This window comes from Alterinioella nitratireducens, from assembly GCF_013155465.1.
In the GTDB taxonomy this organism is placed as follows: Bacteria; Pseudomonadota; Alphaproteobacteria; order Rhodobacterales; family Rhodobacteraceae; genus Alterinioella; species Alterinioella nitratireducens.
Map to the genome: position 1 here is coordinate 382,576 of NZ_JABJVX010000001.1, position 17,802 is coordinate 400,377.

18 protein-coding genes, 1 other RNA gene and 1 pseudogene are annotated in these 17,802 nt (G+C 68.3%); 16 read left to right on the plus strand and 4 right to left on the minus strand.

Going from position 1 to position 17,802, the window contains the following annotated elements; all coding sequences use genetic code 11:
• Both HNS34_RS01850 and xseA read left to right on the plus strand, forming a co-directional pair.
• Complete coding sequence (locus tag HNS34_RS01850) at positions 1 to 591, plus strand: hypothetical protein (protein ID WP_172317407.1); 591 nt, start codon at positions 1 to 3, stop codon at positions 589 to 591.
• Positions 592 to 649: 58 nt separating this feature from the next.
• A complete protein-coding gene (xseA, locus tag HNS34_RS01855; RefSeq protein ID WP_172317409.1) occupies positions 650 to 2,212 on the plus strand; it encodes an exodeoxyribonuclease VII large subunit in 1,563 nt (520 codons plus the stop codon).
• Positions 2,213 to 2,397: 185 nt separating this feature from the next.
• Here xseA and HNS34_RS01860 read toward each other — a convergent pair whose 3' ends face one another.
• Positions 2,398 to 3,414: an alkane 1-monooxygenase gene (locus HNS34_RS01860; RefSeq protein WP_172317411.1), complete on the minus strand. Its 1,017-nt coding sequence runs from the start codon at positions 3,412 to 3,414 to the stop codon at positions 2,398 to 2,400.
• Between the two features lie 162 nt (positions 3,415 to 3,576).
• Here HNS34_RS01860 and HNS34_RS01865 point away from each other — a divergent pair, with 162 nt between their 5' ends.
• The 4 genes from HNS34_RS01865 (at position 3,577) to ftsY (ending at position 7,774) form a co-directional block, all read left to right on the plus strand.
• Entirely contained in the window at positions 3,577 to 5,262 is a 1,686-nt protein-coding gene (locus HNS34_RS01865) for an NAD(P)H-dependent oxidoreductase subunit E (RefSeq protein ID WP_172317413.1), read from the plus strand.
• The gene (locus HNS34_RS01870; RefSeq protein WP_172317415.1) at positions 5,259 to 5,906 is read left to right on the plus strand and encodes a lysoplasmalogenase; all 648 of its coding nucleotides are present in this window, start codon (positions 5,259 to 5,261) and stop codon (positions 5,904 to 5,906) included. The genes HNS34_RS01865 and HNS34_RS01870 overlap by 4 nt, the downstream gene beginning before the upstream one ends.
• A 100-nt stretch (positions 5,907 to 6,006) precedes the next feature.
• Positions 6,007 to 6,546: a dTDP-4-dehydrorhamnose 3,5-epimerase family protein gene (locus HNS34_RS01875; RefSeq protein ID WP_172317417.1), complete on the plus strand. Its 540-nt coding sequence runs from the start codon at positions 6,007 to 6,009 to the stop codon at positions 6,544 to 6,546.
• Positions 6,547 to 6,619: 73 nt separating this feature from the next.
• Positions 6,620 to 7,774 (plus strand): signal recognition particle-docking protein FtsY, encoded by a 1,155-nt coding sequence (gene ftsY, locus HNS34_RS01880; RefSeq protein ID WP_172317419.1) that lies wholly within the window; start codon positions 6,620 to 6,622, stop codon positions 7,772 to 7,774.
• Between the two features lie 17 nt (positions 7,775 to 7,791).
• Here the strand turns inward: ftsY and HNS34_RS01885 are convergent, their stop codons facing one another.
• Positions 7,792 to 8,274: an MgtC/SapB family protein gene (locus HNS34_RS01885; protein WP_172317421.1), complete on the minus strand. Its 483-nt coding sequence runs from the start codon at positions 8,272 to 8,274 to the stop codon at positions 7,792 to 7,794.
• Positions 8,275 to 8,417: 143 nt separating this feature from the next.
• On the opposite strand from HNS34_RS01885, the gene HNS34_RS01890 reads away from it, so the two are divergent.
• A complete protein-coding gene (locus HNS34_RS01890; protein WP_172317896.1) occupies positions 8,418 to 9,320 on the plus strand; it encodes an EamA family transporter in 903 nt (300 codons plus the stop codon).
• Positions 9,321 to 9,334: 14 nt separating this feature from the next.
• Positions 9,335 to 9,946: an inner membrane-spanning protein YciB gene (locus HNS34_RS01895; protein ID WP_172317898.1), complete on the plus strand. Its 612-nt coding sequence runs from the start codon at positions 9,335 to 9,337 to the stop codon at positions 9,944 to 9,946.
• Here HNS34_RS01895 and HNS34_RS01900 read toward each other — a convergent pair.
• Complete coding sequence (locus HNS34_RS01900; RefSeq protein WP_172317423.1) at positions 9,943 to 10,761, minus strand: pseudouridine synthase; 819 nt, start codon at positions 10,759 to 10,761, stop codon at positions 9,943 to 9,945. The two genes, HNS34_RS01895 and HNS34_RS01900, sit on opposite strands and share 4 nt — an antisense overlap.
• A gap of 202 nt (positions 10,762 to 10,963) precedes the next feature.
• On the opposite strand from HNS34_RS01900, the gene HNS34_RS01905 reads away from it, so the two are divergent.
• Entirely contained in the window at positions 10,964 to 11,413 is a 450-nt protein-coding gene (locus HNS34_RS01905) for a nucleoside deaminase (RefSeq protein WP_172317425.1), read from the plus strand.
• A 51-nt stretch (positions 11,414 to 11,464) separates the two neighbouring features.
• Here HNS34_RS01905 and HNS34_RS01910 read toward each other — a convergent pair whose 3' ends face one another.
• Positions 11,465 to 12,157, minus strand: coding sequence for a metal-dependent hydrolase (locus tag HNS34_RS01910; protein ID WP_172317427.1), 693 nt, complete (start codon positions 12,155 to 12,157; stop codon positions 11,465 to 11,467).
• A gap of 158 nt (positions 12,158 to 12,315) precedes the next feature.
• On the opposite strand from HNS34_RS01910, the gene gatC reads away from it, so the two are divergent.
• The 7 genes and pseudogenes from gatC (at position 12,316) to chrA (ending at position 17,747) form a co-directional block, all read left to right on the plus strand.
• Positions 12,316 to 12,603, plus strand: a complete 288-nt coding sequence (gene gatC, locus HNS34_RS01915) for an Asp-tRNA(Asn)/Glu-tRNA(Gln) amidotransferase subunit GatC (protein WP_172317429.1) — start codon at positions 12,316 to 12,318, stop codon at positions 12,601 to 12,603.
• Complete coding sequence (gene gatA, locus HNS34_RS01920) at positions 12,603 to 14,087, plus strand: Asp-tRNA(Asn)/Glu-tRNA(Gln) amidotransferase subunit GatA (protein ID WP_172317431.1); 1,485 nt, start codon at positions 12,603 to 12,605, stop codon at positions 14,085 to 14,087. Before gatC ends, gatA begins: the two co-directional genes overlap by 1 nt.
• 49 nt (positions 14,088 to 14,136) lie before the next feature.
• The gene (locus tag HNS34_RS01925) at positions 14,137 to 14,790 is read left to right on the plus strand and encodes a hypothetical protein (protein ID WP_235952581.1); all 654 of its coding nucleotides are present in this window, start codon (positions 14,137 to 14,139) and stop codon (positions 14,788 to 14,790) included.
• Positions 14,787 to 15,461 carry an N-acetylmuramoyl-L-alanine amidase gene (locus HNS34_RS01930; RefSeq protein WP_172317433.1) on the plus strand — a complete coding sequence of 225 codons (675 nt, stop codon included), beginning with the start codon at positions 14,787 to 14,789 and terminating at the stop codon, positions 15,459 to 15,461. The genes HNS34_RS01925 and HNS34_RS01930 overlap by 4 nt, the downstream gene beginning before the upstream one ends.
• Before the next feature lie 101 nt (positions 15,462 to 15,562).
• Positions 15,563 to 15,965: RNase P RNA component class A (rnpB, locus tag HNS34_RS01935), an RNA gene on the plus strand.
• A 314-nt stretch (positions 15,966 to 16,279) separates the two neighbouring features.
• Positions 16,280 to 16,471 (plus strand): annotated as a pseudogene (locus HNS34_RS01940) (chromate resistance protein ChrB domain-containing protein); the annotation flags it as partial.
• Positions 16,434 to 17,747 carry a chromate efflux transporter gene (gene chrA, locus HNS34_RS01945; RefSeq protein WP_407925843.1) on the plus strand — a complete coding sequence of 438 codons (1,314 nt, stop codon included), beginning with the start codon at positions 16,434 to 16,436 and terminating at the stop codon, positions 17,745 to 17,747. The pseudogene HNS34_RS01940 and the gene chrA, both read left to right, overlap by 38 nt.
• The last annotated feature ends 55 nt before the right edge of the window (positions 17,748 to 17,802 follow it).

A 17,802-nucleotide genomic window follows, 5' to 3' on the forward strand; every position in this document is an offset into this window, starting at 1 on the left:
ATGAAAGACCGGGCAATGTGGCAGCGCTGTCTGGCCCATCCCATGCCGCGCGGGCCGGAGGGCGAGAGCTTTGCCGCCTGGCTGGCCGAGACCGCTCGCATCCGGCAAGGGCAGGCGGGCGACGTGATCCTGGAATACAAGCGCTTCACCTATCTCGCGGCCTCGGGCGCCGTGGCGCGGCCCCAGGCGCCGGGCCTCATCGGCACCGCGCTGGCGCTTCACCGCCAGACTGGGGATTTCGCCCGCTATTGCCGCGACGTATTGCAGGTCGCGGCCCTTCCGCCCGAGCGCGGCGACAGGGCCGCAACTCTGGCGGGCTACGAGGCCGAGTTTGGCCAGGCCCCGCCCCGGTTCTTCTGGGCCTCACGCTCGCGCCTGCCGCATTGGAGCCTCGCGGGGCTGCTGGTCGCGGGCGGCGCGGTGGCCTCGGTCTTCGATGGCAGCCTCGCGCCGCTGGCGCTCGGCGGTATCCCGGCGCTGGTCATCGCGGTCTACCTGCTGACCAAGGGCCGGATGGCGGGCGGGGGCGGTCTGTCGGGGGCCGCGCGCGTCGGCGGCGGAGGCGGCGGGACGCCCGGTGGCGGTCCCTGACTGATCCGATGCCAGATTGGTCTGGCCCCCCGCGACCTCGAAAGCTAGGGTCGCGTGCATGGATGATCTGCTGGATGATGACGGCCCCGATCCGGGCCCCGGCAATGCGCCGGAATTCTCCGTCTCCGAAATCTCGGGAGCGGTCAAGAAAACCGTCGAGGGCGCGTTTTCCCTCGTGCGCGTGCGCGGCGAGGTCGGGCGGCTGTCGCGCCCGCGCTCAGGCCATATCTATCTCGACCTCAAGGATGACCGCGCCGTGCTGGCGGGCGTCATCTGGAAGGGCGTGGCGGGCCGGATGGCGACGCAGCCCGAGGAGGGGATGGAGGTCGTCGCCACGGGCCGCCTGACCACCTTCCCCGGCCAGTCGAAATACCAGATGGTGATCGAGGAGATCCGCCCCGCAGGCGTCGGCGCGCTGATGGCGATGCTGGAGAAACGCCGTCAGGCGCTGGCCGCCGAGGGGCTGTTCGACGAGGCCCGCAAGCGGCCCCTGCCGCGCCTGCCGGAGGTGATCGGGGTGGTGACCTCGCCCTCGGGCGCGGTGATCCGCGACATCCTGCACCGGCTGCGCGACCGGTTCCCGCGCAAGGTGCTGATCTGGCCGGTCGCGGTGCAGGGCGCGAAATGCGCGCCGGAGGTGGCTGCCGCGATCAGGGGATTCAACGCGCTTGAGGCGGGCGGGCGCATCCCCCGGCCCGACCTGATCATCGTGGCGCGCGGCGGGGGCTCGCTGGAGGATCTCTGGGGCTTCAACGAGGAGGTTGTGGTGCGCGCGGCGGCGGAAAGCGCGATCCCGCTGATCTCGGCCGTGGGGCATGAGACGGATACCACGCTGATTGACCATGCCGCCGACCGCCGCGCGCCGACGCCAACGGCGGCTGCCGAGATGGCGGTGCCGGTGCGCCTGGAGCTTCTGGCCTGGCTGGAAACGGCGGGCGGACGGATGAGCCGCGCGATCACGCAAGGGGTGGCGGCACGGCGGCAGCGCTTGGGCGACCTCTCACGCGGATTGCCCCGGCTTGAGAGCGTGCTGGATGGCCCGCGCCAGCGGCTCGACGGGCTGGCCGACCGGCTGGACCCGGCCTTGCGCGCCGCGACGCAGGCCAAGCGGATGGAGTTGGACCGCAAGGCGGCGCGGCTCGGCCCGGGCCTGGAGCGCGCGGTCGGCATCAAGCGCGTGGCGCTTGGCCGGGCCGAAGCGGGGCTGTCGGTGACGCGGCTCAAGGCCCAGGTGGCGCGGCGGCGTGAAGATCTGGACCGGCTCGGCGCAAGGATGCAGGTTGCGCGGCTGTCCGAGCGTGTGGTGGAGCGCCGCGCGCGACTGGATGCGGCGCTGGTCCGGCTCGACGCGGTGGCGCGGGCGCGGCTGGAGCAGCGGCGCGACCGGCTGGACGCGCTGGAGCGGATGCGCCAGACGCTTGGCTATACCGAGACGCTGAAGCGCGGCTACGCGGTTGTGCGGGCAGGCGCCGATGTGGTGACCGGGAAGGCCGAGGCCGAGCGCGCCGGACGGCTGGAGATCCAGTTCGCCGATGGAAGGTTGGATGTGGTCGCGGGTGCGAGGCATCGGCGCGGCAGATCGGGTGGCGGCGACGATGAGGACCAGGGGTCGCTCTTTTAGCGGGGCCTCCTCGGGCCTTGCGGCCCTCCTCGGCCGGGGCATCTGTGGCGCGTGACCCGAGGGGGCGGTGTCTTGGGTTGGCTGTCAGATTCAGGTATTTGGACGAAGAAGATGATGGCGCCCGTGCGCGTGGGCAGCGTTTTCTTGAGTATTTGGACCAAGAAGATGGGGGCGGGTTCTGCGCTTCACGGCAGCGGCGGGGCCTTGGCCATCGCTTTTTCCGCGCGGCGGTCCATATTGCGCCGCCAGCGGCGCGGCATGGTGGCCAGTATCGCCATGATCGGCAGGGAATAGGGCAGGAGGGGGGCGCCTTCGGGGATCCTCAGCGCATCATAGGGGCGGTCGGGGTGCATGTGGTGGTCGGAATGGCTCGGGGCGTTGACCATCAGGAAGGACGTGAAGCCGCGCGGGGCGTTCCAGCTGTGATGCGGCGCGACCGGTTCCAGGCGGCCGTTCGGCAGCGTGCGGCGGGTCAGGCCGTAATGCTGGATATAGTCGGAGAGCAGGATCTGCATCTGCGCCAGCGCCGCCACGATGGAGAAGCCGAGAAGGCCGGGCCAGCCGCCGAGGAGCGCGGCCAGCACCAGCGCCAGCGCGGCCCCGCCGACATAGATCGCGTAAGCGGGCAGGGTGCCGGCTTTGTGGCGGCGCGCCTCCTGCGCGTGACCGGCACGGAAGGAGCCGAGCCAGGCGCGGGGCAGGAAGGCCCAGAAGCTTTCCCCCCTGCGCGGCGTGTTGGGGTCGCTTTCGGTGCCGACAAAGACGTGATGGACCAGCCGATGCGCCGAGACGTGGTGGCCGAACAGCATCGAGACATAGACCGCGACGCCGAGACGGCGCAGGGCGCGCGGCCTCCGGTGGATCAGTTCATGCGCGTTGGGATGGCTGACCTGGCCCATGAAAGAGGCGGCGGCGAGGGCGAGCGTGATCGTCTCGCCCCAGGTCTGCGTGGGATCCGCGAAGGCGAGGCTGGCCAGCGGCAGGAGCGCGAGATGGCCCGAGGCCAGCGTGACCGAGAGCGCCTCGGCGCTGGCGGCATGGGTGGTGCCAATGGGGGGCGGCGACAGCAGGTGATCCATTCCGGCGGCGAAGAGCGTCAGCCAGACCAGCGCCAGGGCCGCCCACCAGCCGCCCAGGACAGCGCCCAAGAGCAGGCAGGCCAGCGGGATCAGCGTGGCGATGGCATAGCGCAGGATCAGCATCGGGGCGCTCCTTTTCGGGTTCCGTCATAGCAAGGCGGGTGCGGCATGGCACGGCGGCAGTATGTCCCGCGTTTTGCGGCAATTGAATGTCGGTTTTGGGGGGCGCGGTCGGGATGGACGCGTTAGAAGGGGGAAAGACGGGCTGCAAGGGGGGCCACCGCGATGGCGCTGGATCAGGACAAGGGTGTGTGGAAATCGGGGCGCGGCAAGGGGCGGCGCACGCCCAAGGGCCGCCAGGTCGAGGATGTGGCCCTTGAGGAAGTGCAGGCGCTTCTGGGCGACCGGCCCCGGCGGCGCGACCTGCTGATCGAGCATCTGCACCTGATCCAGGACAGTTTCGGCCATCTGAGCGCCGCCCATATCCGCGCGCTGGCCGAGGAAATGCGGGTGGGGCAGGCCGAGGTCTACGAGGTTGCCAGTTTCTATGCCCATTTCGACCTGGTGCGCGAAGGCGAGACCCCGCCGCCCTCGCTGACCGTCCGGGTCTGCGATTCGCTGTCCTGCGAACTGGCCGGGGCGGAGGCGTTGCAGCAAGCGTTGGAGGAGGGGCTGGACCCCGGCCATGTCCGCGTGCTGCGCGCGCCCTGCATGGGCCGCTGCGACACCGCGCCGGTGCTGGAGCTTGGCCATGCCCATATCGACCACGCCACGGCCGACAAGGTGCAGGCGGCGATTGCGGGCGGCCATACGCATCCGGTGATCCCCGAATATGAAACGCTTGCGGCCTACCGCGCCTCGGGCGGCTACGAGGTGCTGGACAAGCTGCGCGCGGGCGGCGACTGGGAGGCGGTGCAGGAAACCGTGCTCGCCTCGGGCCTGCGCGGGCTTGGCGGGGCGGGGTTCCCCTCGGGCAAGAAATGGGGCTTCGTGCGCGCCAATCCCGGCCCCCGCTACCTGGCCGTCAATGGCGACGAGGGCGAGCCCGGCACCTTCAAGGACCGCTATTACCTGGAACGCACTCCGCACCTGATGCTGGAGGGGATGCTGATCGCGGCTTGGGCGGTCGAGGCCGAGACCTGCTTCATCTACATGCGCGACGAATACCCGGCGGTGCTGGAGATATTGCGCCGCGAGATTGCCGCGCTGGAGGAGGCCGGGATCGTGGAGCCGGGCCATATCGACCTGCGCCGGGGCGCGGGCGCCTATATCTGCGGCGAGGAAAGCGCGATGATCGAATCGATCGAGGGCAAGCGGGGCCTGCCGCGCCACCGCCCGCCTTTCGTCGCGCAGGTGGGCGTCTTCGACCGGCCCACGCTGGTGCATAATGTCGAGACGCTGCACTGGGTGGCGCGGGTCTGCCGCGAGGGGCCGGAGGTTCTGTCTGGTGTCGAAAAGAACGGGCGCAGGGGTCTGCGCAGCTATTCGGTCTCGGGGCGCGTCAAGACCCCCGGTGTCTACCTGCTGCCTGCCGGATCGACGATGAATGAGATCATCGAGGCGTGCGGCGGCATGGCGGAAGGGCACAGCTTCAAGGCCTACCAGCCCGGCGGTCCGTCTGCGGGGCTGCTGCCCGCAAGCATGGCCGATATCCCGATGGATTTCGACGTGCTTCAGGAGCATGGCACCTTCATCGGCTCGGCGGCCATCGTGGTGCTGTCGGATCAGGACAATGCCCGCGATGCAGCGCTGAACATGCTGCGGTTCTTCGAGGATGAAAGCTGCGGTCAATGTACGCCCTGCCGGGTCGGCTGCGAAAAGGCGGTCAAGCTGATGCAGGCCGAGACCTGGGACCAGCCGCTGCTGGAGGAGCTTTGCGTGGCCATGGGCGATGCCTCGATCTGCGGGTTGGGGCAGGCGGCTCCGAATCCGATCCGCATGGTGATGAAGCATTTCGCCGACGAGATATGACCTGGACGCTGGCGGCCCTTGGGCTGGCGGCGGCGCTGGCCTATCAGGGACTGCTCGGCGCGCCGAAAAGCGGGTCGCGTTCCGCGATCAAGACCGGGGCGACGGCGGCCCTGGCGCTGGCGAGCCTTGTCGCGGGTGGCCCGTGGCTGCTGGTTCTGGCGCTGGCCCTGGGGGCCTTGGGCGATTTCTTCCTGTCGCGGCCGGGGCAGGGGGCATTCCTGAGGGGGCTCGTCGTCTTTGCCCTGTCGCATCTGGCCTATATCGCGCTTTTTACCGGCTTGCCGGGGTGGGGAGATACCTCAGATCCCGGTTGGGCGGCCTATGCGGGGCTGATTGGCCTCGCCCTCCTGGCCCCGTCTACGGCGCGCTGGCTGCTGCCCTACACGGGCCGGTTGCGCGGGCCGGTCGTCGCCTATGTTCTGGTCATCACCGCGATGGGGGCGGCGGCGCTGCTGCTGGCCCCGGCCTTCCGGCTGGCCCTGCTCGGGGCGGCGATGTTCCTGGCCTCGGACGTGATCCTGTCGGTGCAGATCTTCCGGCTTGCCCCCGGCACGCCTGTGCATCGCAACGCAGGGCGCGCGGTCTGGCCGCTCTACTGGGGCGGGCAGGCGCTGATTGCCTATGGGGTGATCGGCGGGCTTTGAGGGTGGGGGGCACCGGGATCCGTCCGCACCGACGCTTGCCCAATCCCCGAAACTCGGCCAGAACCTGTCGGTGGCTTTTTATCCCAAAGGCATTCGCAACATGACCCGACCCGACCACCCCCTCCCGTCGCTCGACGATTTCGTTCAGGACACGCCCTGGCGGGGCGACGCCCCCCCGGCCCCGCTGCCATCCCCGATCGAGGGCGTGGTGATCGAGCCGCTGGCCGTGCATTCCGACAAGCGCGGCGACCTCGTGGTGCTGTTGAGCCAGCTGCACGCGCCCGTGGAGGAGATCGTGCATGTCTACAGGGTCACGGCCAGGCCGGGGTCGATCCGGGCCTGGGTCTATCATGACCACCAATCCGACCGCCTGACCTATACCGAGGGGCGGTTCCGCGTCGTGCTCTACGATATCCGCCCGGGCAGCCCGACGCGCGGCCAGATGCAGGTGATCCATGCCGGGGCCGACAACCCGCTGCGCCTGACCATCCCGGCCCATGTCGTGCATGGCGTGATGAACGAGGGCGAGGGTGACGCAAGTTTCGTCAACATGCCGACCCGCGCCTATGACCCCGCCAACCCCGACAAGCGCCGGATGCCCTACCCCGACGCGCGCATCCCCTACCGGTTCGAGGATTGACCGCCGGAGGCACCGCCCTTTGCATCCGGCGGCCCCCCGTATTAGGTGGATGTCAGCAAAGCGGAGACCGTCGATGTCGTTTTTCAAGAAGCTCAAGGATCGGATGTTCAAATCCTCGTCCCGACTGGACGAAGGGCTGGATGCGATTATCGAAGATGGCGCCGACGAAGATGCGGGCGAGGACATCCGGCAAGGGGTGGAGGAGCGGTCTGAGACCGCCGATGACGCCCCCGCGACCCCACCGACCGCCCCGATGCCGCCGCAGGTGCCCTCGCACGGTCCCGTGCCGTCGCCCGCGCTGACGCCGACGCCCGAGCCGATCCCGGCGCCGATCCCCGATCCGACCTCCGCCAGGCCCGGCCTGATGGGGCGCCTGATGGGCCGCGGCGCGGCGCCGCGCCGGGCGCTGGACGACGACATGCTGGAGGAGCTGGAGGAGCTTCTGATCACTGCCGACATGGGCGTCGAGACCGCGATGCGCGTCACCGCCAACATGGCCGAGGGGCGCTTTGGCAAGATGATGACGGCGGCGGATATCAAGGCGCTGCTGAGCGACGAGATCGCCCGCATCATGGAGCCCGTGGCCAAGCCGCTGCCGATCTACCCCAAGACGCCGCAGGTGGTGCTGGTGGTCGGTGTCAACGGCTCAGGCAAGACGACGACCATCGGCAAGCTCGCCAGCCAGTTCCGCGCCGCCGGCAAGTCCGTGGTGATTGCCGCGGGCGACACGTTCCGCGCCGCGGCGGTGGAACAGCTGCAGGTCTGGGGCGACCGCGCGGGTGTGCCGGTCCTGACCGCGCCGGAAGGGTCCGACCCCGCGGCGCTGGCCTTCGACGCCATGACCAGGGCCGAGGCGGACGGGGCCGACCTTCTGATGATCGACACGGCGGGGCGCTTGCAGAACCGCGCCGATCTGATGGAGGAGCTGGCCAAGATCGTGCGTGTCATCCGCCGCAAGGATCCGGACGCGCCGCATAACACGCTGCTGGTGCTGGATGCGACGACGGGGCAGAACGCGCTCTCCCAGGTCGAGACCTTCCAGAAACTGGCCGATGTCTCGGGCCTCGTCATGACCAAGCTTGACGGCACCGCCAAGGGCGGCGTGCTGGTGGCGCTGGCCGACCGCTTCGGCCTGCCCATCCATGCCATCGGGGTGGGCGAACAGATCGACGACCTTGCGCCGTTTGACCCAGAGGAGTTCGCCCGCGCCCTGACCGGCGCACAATGACGCCGCCCGTGCCGGGCCTAGTCCTGGCCGACCCGGCGCGAGATCAGCCCCAGGATCGACAGGATCACCAGCACGATGATGGTGGCCATCACGGCCAACGGAATCTGCCCGGATCCGCAGGCCAGGCCGATGGCCCCGCACAGCCACATCGACGCGCCCGTCGTCGCGTTGCGCACCTTGCCGTGCGAGGTGAAGATGATCCCCGCCGCCAGAAAGGCGACCCCCGCCGTCACCGCCTCGATCAGGCGCAGCGGATCGACGCGCAGCGCATCGCCCGCGCCGAACTGCATCGAGGCCAGTTGCTGGCTGACGATGATGAAGAGGCAGGCGGCGGTCGAGACCAGCATATGCGTGCGCAGACCGGCGGGCTTTTGCCGCCATTCCCGCTCGAACCCGATGATGCCGCCAAGCACCATCGCGACGACCAGCCTGATCCCCGCGATGAAGGGAGGGACCGCGGCGAAACCGCCCTCAAGCTCGTTGAGTATCGTCTGCCACATATCGCCTCCTCGCCTCCATGCTGTCGGACATGCTGTCGGACCCGCGCAGCCCGCTCGGCCCGCGCATCGGCGGGGCGTGTTGCCGGATCAATGCGCAAGGCGCGGGTTTGGTTCCGCCCGCGTGCGGCGGCGGGGCAATTGCGATGAGCGGCTGGCTGGTCTCCATCGCGGGGACGCCGCAGGGCGCGACGCTTGCGACCGCGCTGGCGCTGCTGGCGGCGTTCCTGCACGCGGTTTTCGGCGCGTTACAGAAGGGGCGGCACGATCCGCTGCTCAGCCGGGGCATCATCGACGCAAGCTATGGCCTGATGGCCGCGCCCGTGGCCCTCTTCCTCGTGCCCTGGCCGGAGCGCCATATGTGGCCCATCTTCGCAGGCATGGTGGCGATCCATATCGGCTACAAGGCGGCGCAGGTCGCCAGCTACCGGCGCGGGGCGTTCACGGTCGTCTATCCGGTCATGCGCGGCACCGGGCCGCTTTTCGCCGTGATCGGAGCCTGGCTGTTGTTCGGCGAGGTGTTCAGCCCGCTGCAATGGGCCGGTGTCGCGGTGCTGCTTTCGGGCATATTCGGCCTCGCCGCCTATAACCTGCGCACCATCACAGTGGCGCGCGAGACGCTGGTGCCTGCCTTGTGGCTGGCGGTTCTGACCGGGCTCTTCGTGGCCGCCTACACGACCTATGACGCCTATGGCATCCGCGCCACGCGCGATCCCTTCACCTTCCTGGCCTGGTTCTTCTTTCTCGACGGCATCACCATGCCCGTGGTCGCGCTATATGCCTATCGCCGCATGGCCGACCCGCCGACGCTTGGCCCGCTTTTCCTGCGCGGGGCCGTCGGCGGCGTCATCGCGGTGCTCAGCTTCGGCTCGATCATGCTGGCCACACGGCTCGATCAGGTGGGGCAGGCGGCGGTGCTGCGCGAGACCTCGACCGTATTCGCGGCGCTGATCGGCTGGCTGATGCTGGGAGAGCGCGTCGGACCGCGGCGTTTGTGCCTCATGGGGTTGATTGCGGCGGGCGCGGTGATAGTTGAGATGGGCGCATGAACCCCGAGGCCGAGATGGAAGAACACAAAGTCAACCCGACCCTGAAATTCACCCTGGAACTGGGCCCCCCGATCCTGTTCTTCATCGCCTATCTGTGGCTGAAGGACGAGAGCTTCACCATCGCGGGCCACGACTATGACGGCTTCATCGTGGTGACGGCGGCCTTTGTCCCGCTCTTGCTGGCCTCGATCGCGGCGTTGTGGCACCTGACCGGCAAGCTCAGCCGGATGCAGATATTCACCGCCGTGCTGGTCGTGGTCTTCGGCGCGCTGACGGTCTGGTTCGACGATGAACGCTTTTTCAAGATGAAGACGACGCTGGTTTATGCCTTCTTCGTCGTGGTCCTGGGTATCGGCCTGCTGCGCGGGCAAAGCTGGCTGCAATTCGTCATGGGCGAGATGATGCCGATGCGCGAAGAGGGCTGGATGATCCTGACCAGGCGGCTGGTCGCGGCCTTCGCGGCGATGGCACTGGCCAACGAGATCGTCTGGCGCACGCAAACCACGGAATTCTGGGTGACCTTCGAGACCTTCGTGCTGCCCGGTTTCCTCTTCGCCGTGTTCATGTTCCAAGCCAAGCTCTTCGAGCGCTACATGATCACGCCCGAGGATGACGCCGAAGGCTAGCGCGGTTTGCGCGGGGCGGGTTTCTTGACCCGCTTCGGGCCGGGGCGCTTCGGCTTCGCCTTGGCCTCGGCATGGCCGTCCGGCAGGGCGATGCCCAATTGGTCGCGCAGGACCTTGGGCTTGATCTCCTCGACCGCGCCGGGTTTCAGATCGTTGAGGCAGAAGGGGCCGTAGCTGACGCGCAGCAGCCGGTTCACGCTGACCCCGATCTCGGCGAAGGCGCGGCGCACCTCGCGGTTCTTGCCCTCGCGGATGCCCACGGTCAGCCAGGCATTGGCCCCTTGCTGGCGGTCGAATTTCACATCCATCGGCTGAAATTTCTCGCCGTCCGAGGTGACACCCTTGCGCAAGGTCTCCAGCAGCGCCTCGGAGGGCGCGCCCTTGACCCGCACGCGATACTTGCGCAGCCAGCCGGTCGAGGGCAGTTCCAGCTGCCGCTTGATGCCGCCATCATTGGTCAGCAGCAACAAGCCTTCCGAATTGAGGTCGAGCCGGCCCACGCTCATCACCCGCGGCATGTCCTCGGGCAGGGTGTCGAAGACCGTCTCGCGGCCCTTCTCGTCGCTGGCCGATGTGACCAGCCCGGCGGGCTTGTGATAGAGCCAGAGGCGGGGGCGTTCCGGGGTTCCGACTTCGCGGCCATCGACCACGATGCGGTCAGACTCGGTCACGTTGAGCGCCGGGCTGGTGATGGTCTTGCCGTTCACGCTGACGCGGCCCGCCTCGATCATGCGCTCGGCCGCGCGGCGCGAGGCGATGCCCGCGCGCGAGAGGTGCTTGGCGATGCGGTCGCCTTTGGGGGTGTCGTCACTCATGCGCTAGGGCGTAGCGGTTCGCGGGAAAAAGCGAAAGCGCGAATGCGGGGTTAACCCGCGATTAACCTCCGCCGCGCTAGGAAAGGGAACTTGGGTGGGGGCACCCTCGGTCTTGTCCCGGATCGCACGGGGGGCTCTGCCGCGCGATCCGGGGTAATGCCCGCATTTGACAGCGGCGCGGAAAGCGGCGATTGCCGTGGGCATGGTGTTTACCAGTCACATGACGCTTGCGCTGGAGGAGGCGCGCGCCGCCGCCCGCGCGGGCGAGGTGCCCGTGGGCGCGGTGGTGATCGGGCCGGATGGCGCGGTGCTGGCGCGCGCGCGCAACCGGATGCGGGAGCTATGCGACCCCACGGCCCATGCCGAGATGCTGGCCATTCGCGCGGCCTGCGCGGCGCTTGGTTCGGAGCGGCTTGCGGGCTGCGATCTTTACGTGACGCTGGAGCCCTGCACGGCTTGCGCGGGCGCGATCTCGGCGGCGCGCATCGCGCGGCTCTATTACGGTGCGGCGGACCCCAAATCGGGCGGCGTGGCGCAGGGACCGCGCGTGTTCGATCACGCGCAGGCGCATCACAAGCCCGAGGTCTATGGCGGGATAGCCGAGCGCGCGGCGGCGGACCTGCTCAGGGACTTCTTTGCCGCGCGGCGGTGACACGCAATTTCGAAATTGCGCATGAGGCGCTTCGAAGCGCCTTGCCCCCCGCTACAACTCGATCGCCGTCATCACTTCGGGTTCGATCACGTCCACACCGGGCAGGGCCTGCACGAGCGTCTCCGCCGATTGCTCCAGAATCGGGAAAGTCTTGTAATGACAGGGGATCACGGTCTTGAAATCGAAGAATTTTTTCGCCGCATAGCCCGCCCGCGCCATGTCCATCGTGAAATGACCGCCCGCCGCGAGAATGCCGATCTCGGGCGCATGCAGATCATTGAAGACGCCCATATCCGCCATCACATCCGTATCGCCCGAGACATAGATCGTGCGGCCCTCGCCCTTGATCATGAAGCCGCATTCGGTGCCGCCATAGCGCGGGCCGTCCGGGGTTCCGAAGCTGCTGGAATGGACCGCGTTCACCATCGTCACCGCGACATCGCCCAACATCACCGTGCCGCCCTTGTTGAAGCCGATGACGCTGATGCCCTCATGCTCCTCCCAATGGCTCATCAGGTCGAACTGGCCCGCGACGGGAATATCCAGGTCGCGCGCCAGATCCAGCACATCCGCGACGTGATCGAAATGCGCATGGGTCAGCAGGATATGCGTGGCGCCTTGCGTGGCCTCGCCCTTGCGGTCCTCGGGAAAGACCGGGTTGTCCGAGAACCACGGGTCGAGCAGCAGGACCTCGCCGCCGATCTCGATGCGGAAACTGCCATGGCCAAGCCAGATGATCTTCATGTCTCTTCTCCCCTTCCTGTGCTGTCGTTGCTGTCAAACTATGGGCGGGTGCGCCCGCGTTTCAATGCAAAACCCCGTCAAGGGGCGCTTGCGGGCGCGCCCGCGCGGCGATACACCCTTGCGCGATCCGAAGTCCCTGGAAAGGTAGGCCAAGCTCCATGTCCATTGATATCGAAACCGCCGCCCGCGTCGCCAAGCTGGCCCGCATCAAGGTGGAGCCCGAGGCGCTGCCGGCGCTGGCCGATGAGTTCAACGCCATTCTCGGCTTCATCGAGCAACTGGGCGAACTGGATGTGGAGAACGTCGAGCCGATGACCTCGGTCACGCCGATGCGCCTGCCACGCCGGGCCGATGTGGTGACGGATGGGGACCAGCAGGCCAAGGTGCTGGCCAACGCCCCCGATGCGCGTGAGGGGTTCTTTGCCGTGCCGAAGGTGGTGGAATGATGACCGATCTGAACACGCTGACCATCACGCAGGCGCGCGACGCGCTGCGCAAGGGCGAGACGACATCGGTCGCGCTGACCGAGGCCTGCCTTGCCGCCATCGAGGGCGCGGATGCGCTTGGGGCCTTTGTCCACAAGACGCCCGAGATCGCGCTGGAGCGGGCGAAAGCCGCCGATGCGAGAATCGCGAAGGGCGATGCGCCCGCCATGTGCGGCATCCCGGTGGGGATCAAGGATCTGTTCTGCACCGAGGGCGTCGCCAGCCAGGCCGGATCGAAGATCCTCGAAGGCTTCAAGCCGGAATACGAATCCACCGTCTCGGCGCAGCTGCGCGATGCGGGCGCGGTGATGCTTGGCAAGCTCAACATGGATGAGTTTGCGATGGGGTCGAGCAACGAAACCTCGGTCTATGGCAATGCCGTCAATCCCTGGCGCGCGGAAGGATCGACCGCGCCGCTGACGCCGGGTGGCTCCTCGGGCGGGTCCGCCGCCGCCGTGGCCGCCGATCTGTGCCTGGCCGCGACCGGCACCGATACCGGCGGCTCGATCCGCCAGCCCGCCGCCTTCACCGGCACGGTCGGGCTGAAACCCACCTATGGGCGCTGCTCGCGGTGGGGGATCGTGGCCTTTGCCTCGTCGCTGGACCAGGCCGGACCGATGACCAAGACGGTGCGCGATGCGGCCATCATGGGCACGGCGATGATGGGCCATGACGCGCGCGACAGCACCTCGGCCGATATGGCTGTCCCCGATTTCGAGGCGATGCTGACCGGCGATATTAAGGGCAAGGTGATCGGCATCCCCAGGGAATACCGCATGGAGGGCATGCCCGCCGCGATCGAGCGGCTGTGGCAGGACGGCGCGGAAATGCTCAAGGATGCGGGCGCCGAGATCCGCGACATCTCGCTGCCGCATACCAAATACGCGCTGCCCGCCTATTACGTGGTGGCGCCCGCCGAGGCGTCGTCCAATCTGGCGCGCTATGACGGCGTGCGCTTCGGCTACCGGGCCGATCTGGCGCAGGGCGACGGCATCACCGAAATGTACGAGAAGACCCGCGCCGAGGGCTTCGGGCCCGAGGTCAAGCGCCGGATCATGGTCGGCACCTACGTGCTGTCGGCGGGCTTCTACGACGCCTATTACAATCGCGCCCGCAAGGTCCGCGCCCTGATCAAGCGCGATTTCGAGGAGGCGTTCGCAGCCGGTGTCGACAGCATCCTGACGCCCGCCACGCCGTCCGCCGCGTTTGAGTTGGGCCAGACCCATACCGACCCGGTCGAGATGTATCTCAACGATGTCTTCACCGTGACCGTCAACCTCGCCGGTCTGCCGGGGATCGCGGTGCCGACGGGGCAGAATTCGCGCGGGCTGCCGGTGGGGCTGCAACTGATCGGACGGCCCTGGGAAGAGGGCGACCTGCTCAACACCGCCTACGCGCTGGAACGCGCGGCGGGTTTTGTGGCGAAACCGGAGAAATGGTGGTAAACCCCTGTCAAAACGCTTGCGGCAAGACGATTTGGGCAGAGGACGGACAATGCGGAACATGATGGCATTCGGGCTTGGCCTCCTGGCTCTGGCGGCCTGCGCGCGGGTGCCGGACGATACCGGGGTGGGGTTCGGCCCCTATGATGCGACGGCACAGGCGCGCGCGGCGCGGGCCACCGCCCCGCAACCGCAGTCAGCGCCTGCCGCCCAATCCGCGGGCAGCACCGCCGACATCGCCGCCGTCGCGGGCGGTGCGATTGCCGCCGCCGAGGCCCGCCCCGCAGCCACCCCCGGCGCTGCCGCGATTTCGGATGAGCAGAATTTCGACGCCGTTTCCGCCCGCGAAAGCATCGAAAGCGACGCCGAACGCCGCCAGCGCATGATCGAACAGCGCGTCGAGATCGCGCCGACCGCGCTGCCCGCGCGCACCGGCAATGCGGGGCCGAACATCATCGAATATGCCGTCACCACGACCCATCCCGTGGGCCAGCAGGTCTATTCGCGCAACACGCTGTTCTCCGGCAACCGGCATGAACGCAACTGCCGCAGCTACCGCTCCGACGACCTGGCGCAGGAGGCGTTCCTGGCCGCGGGAGGGCCAGAGCGCGACCGGCAGGCGCTGGACCCCGATGGCGACGGCTATGCCTGCGGATGGGATCCGAGCGTCTTCCGCAACGCCGCCGCCGCTGCCCGTAACCAGTGAGCCTGTCGCCAAATTTCACCAATCGGCGCAATGGGTTGCGGCCCGAACTTGTGGTGATCCACTACACCGCGATGGCGGATTGCGAGGCCGCCGAACGGGTGCTCTGCGATCCCGCGCGCGAGGTCTCGGCGCATTACCTGATCTCGGAGGCAGGCGGGATCCGCGCGCTGGTCGATGAGGAGATGCGCGCCTGGCATGCGGGCGCGGGCGCATGGGCGGGGCGTGACGATGTCAATTCCCGCTCCATCGGGATCGAGCTGTCCAACACCGGGCTGGTGCCCTTCGCGGCGGCGCAGATGGACGCGCTGGAGCGGCTCCTCGCTCCGCTCCTCGCCCGCTGGAACATCCCCCCCCATGGCGTCATCGGCCATTCCGACATGGCGCCGGGGCGCAAGATCGATCCTGGCCCGCGCTTCGACTGGCGGCGGCTGGCGCGGCAGGGGCTGGCGGTCTGGCCCGATAACCGCGATGCCCCGGCGCCGGATATGGAACGGTTCCGCGCGGCGGCGCTTGAGTTCGGTTATCCGGCGGTGGACGACGATTTGCTGCTGCAAACGGTGCGATTGCGGTTTCGGCCTTGTTTTGATGGGCCGTTTGATGCGCGGGATATGGCGATCATAACCGACCTCGCGGAACGGTTCGGCATTGACCGGCGGGGGCCGAGCGCCTAGGTGAACAGCGCGCGGAGGGCTGGATGGCCGCGGCGCGGTGTTTGCTCTGTAATCTTCGACGGGGCCGCTCTCGTGATCTTTTCTTGCGAAAAGACACTGTCGCGGCGCGGTGCGGGGCCTGCGGTGCAAGCCCCGCACCGAGGAAAGTCCGGACTCCCTGAAGCAGCGGTGCCGGGTAACGCCCGGGCGGAGAGGGGCGGGGAAACCCGCGCGGATCCGACGGACAGCGCCACAGAAATGATACTACCCTGATTTTTCAGGGAAAAGGTGAAACGGTGGGGTAAGAGCCCACCACGGCCTTGGCAACAAGGACGGTATGGCAAGCCCCACCGGGAGCAATGCCAAATAGGGATCTCGCGTGCGTGTCACAGGGCCGCTTCAGCCCGAGAGATCCGGGTTGGCAGCTAGAGCTGTCGGGCAACCGGCAGCCGAGAGGAATGGTCATCCATCGGACGGGGAAACCCGGCCCGAGGACAGAATCCGGCTTACAGGCCCTCCGCGCATTTTCATCCACGAACCGGCCTCCGCGGCCCATTTTCGGGGGGCACCCGCCCGTACACCCCCCGATGCACCCCCTGTACACCCCCTGACGCGCCGCCGGGGTTGACAGCATCGCCCGACTGGCCGGATGGTGGGGGCATGGGGGCATCCCTGCGTGCAACCCCCGTGAGGCCAAGGCCGAACCTGCCCGCATCCCCAACCCTTGACCGACAAGGAGGATGCCACCCATGTCCGGCCTCAACCTGATCACCCCTGACCGCCACATGTGCGGGTGCGGCCTGCCCCTGCCTGATCCGGCGCTTCGCCGATCGGGCGGCGCCGACACCAACGCGCATGACCTCGCCCCGCAGGCCGCCGGGCTGCTGGCCGCAAGCGTCGGCTTCTCGCGCCAATACCGCGATGACAATGCGCAGCTTGAGGCGGCCCTGCCGCTTTATGATGCGCTCTACCGGTGGGCGCGGGACGGGGTGGATGAGGGGCATGACTGGCCCGGACCGGGCCGGGGCTGAGGCGATGGAGATCGGATATCGCGAGATGGTTCGCGTCTTCGGGCGGATCGGCCTCTTGAGCTTCGGCGGCCCCGCCGCGCAGATCGCGCTGATGCACCGCGAGCTTGTCGAAACGCGGGCGTGGCTGAGCGAGCAGCGGTTCCTCAACGCGCTCTCCTTCTGCATGCTCTTGCCGGGGCCGGAGGCGATGCAACTGGCCACCTATGCCGGATGGCGATTGGGCGGCACGCGCGGGGGCCTTCTGGCGGGCGGGCTGTTCGTGCTGCCGGGGGCGATGGTGATCCTGGTGCTGGCCGCGCTCTATTCGACGTTCGGGCAGGTGCCGTTGATCGCCGCACTCTTCCTCGGGATCAAGGCCACGGTCATCATCATCGTGATCGAGGCGCTGATCCGGGTGGCGCGCAAGGCGCTGACCTCAAGGCTGGCCTACGGGCTGGCCGCAGCGGCGTTCCTGGCGCTCTTCGCCTTTGATCTGCCCTTTCCGCTGATCATCGCGGGCGCCGCGCTGGCGGGGGCGCTGGCCATGGGCAGGACATCCAGCGACCCCGCGCCCGCGCGCCCCGTGGAGACTGGCACGCTCGCCACCATCGCGCTGTGGCTGGCGCTGTGGCTGCTGCCGGTCGCGGCGCTGTGGCTGATCGCGCCCGAGGGCGTCATGGCAGAGGTCGCGCTGTTCTTCTCCAAGCTTGCCGTGGTCACCTTCGGCGGGGCCTACGCGGTGCTGGCCTATATGGTGCAGGCGGTGGTGGGCGATTTCGGCTGGCTGGACACCGGGCAGATGATGGATGCGCTTGGCCTGGCCGAGACCACACCCGGCCCCCTGATCCTGGTGACCGAGTTCGTGGGCTTCATGGCAGGCGCGGGGCAGGGCGGGCTCTGGGGCGGCGTGCTGGCGGCACTCATCACGCTCTGGGTGACCTTCACGCCCTGTTTCCTGTGGATCTTCGCCTTTGCGCCTTACGTGGAGTGGATCACCCACCAGCCGCGCCTGGGGGGCGCGCTTCGCGGCATCACGGCGGCGGTGGTGGGCGTCATCCTCAACCTGTCGCTGTGGTTCGGGCTCAATGTCCTCTTTGCCGATGTGGCGCGGGTCGATCTTGGCCCCGCGCGGCTGTGGCTGCCCGACCTGGCCACGCTGAACCCCGGCGCGCTGGTGCTGTCGCTGATCGCGGCAGGGTTGCTGATCGGGCGCAAACTGGACCTGCTGCTGGTGCTGCCGCTGATGGCGGGGGCCGGGGCGATCTGGATGGGCCTGATCGCGCCCGTTTTCGGTTGACACCCGGCCCGACAAGGGTAAAAAGCGCGCTCAACACCAAGGAACGCCCGCGCGG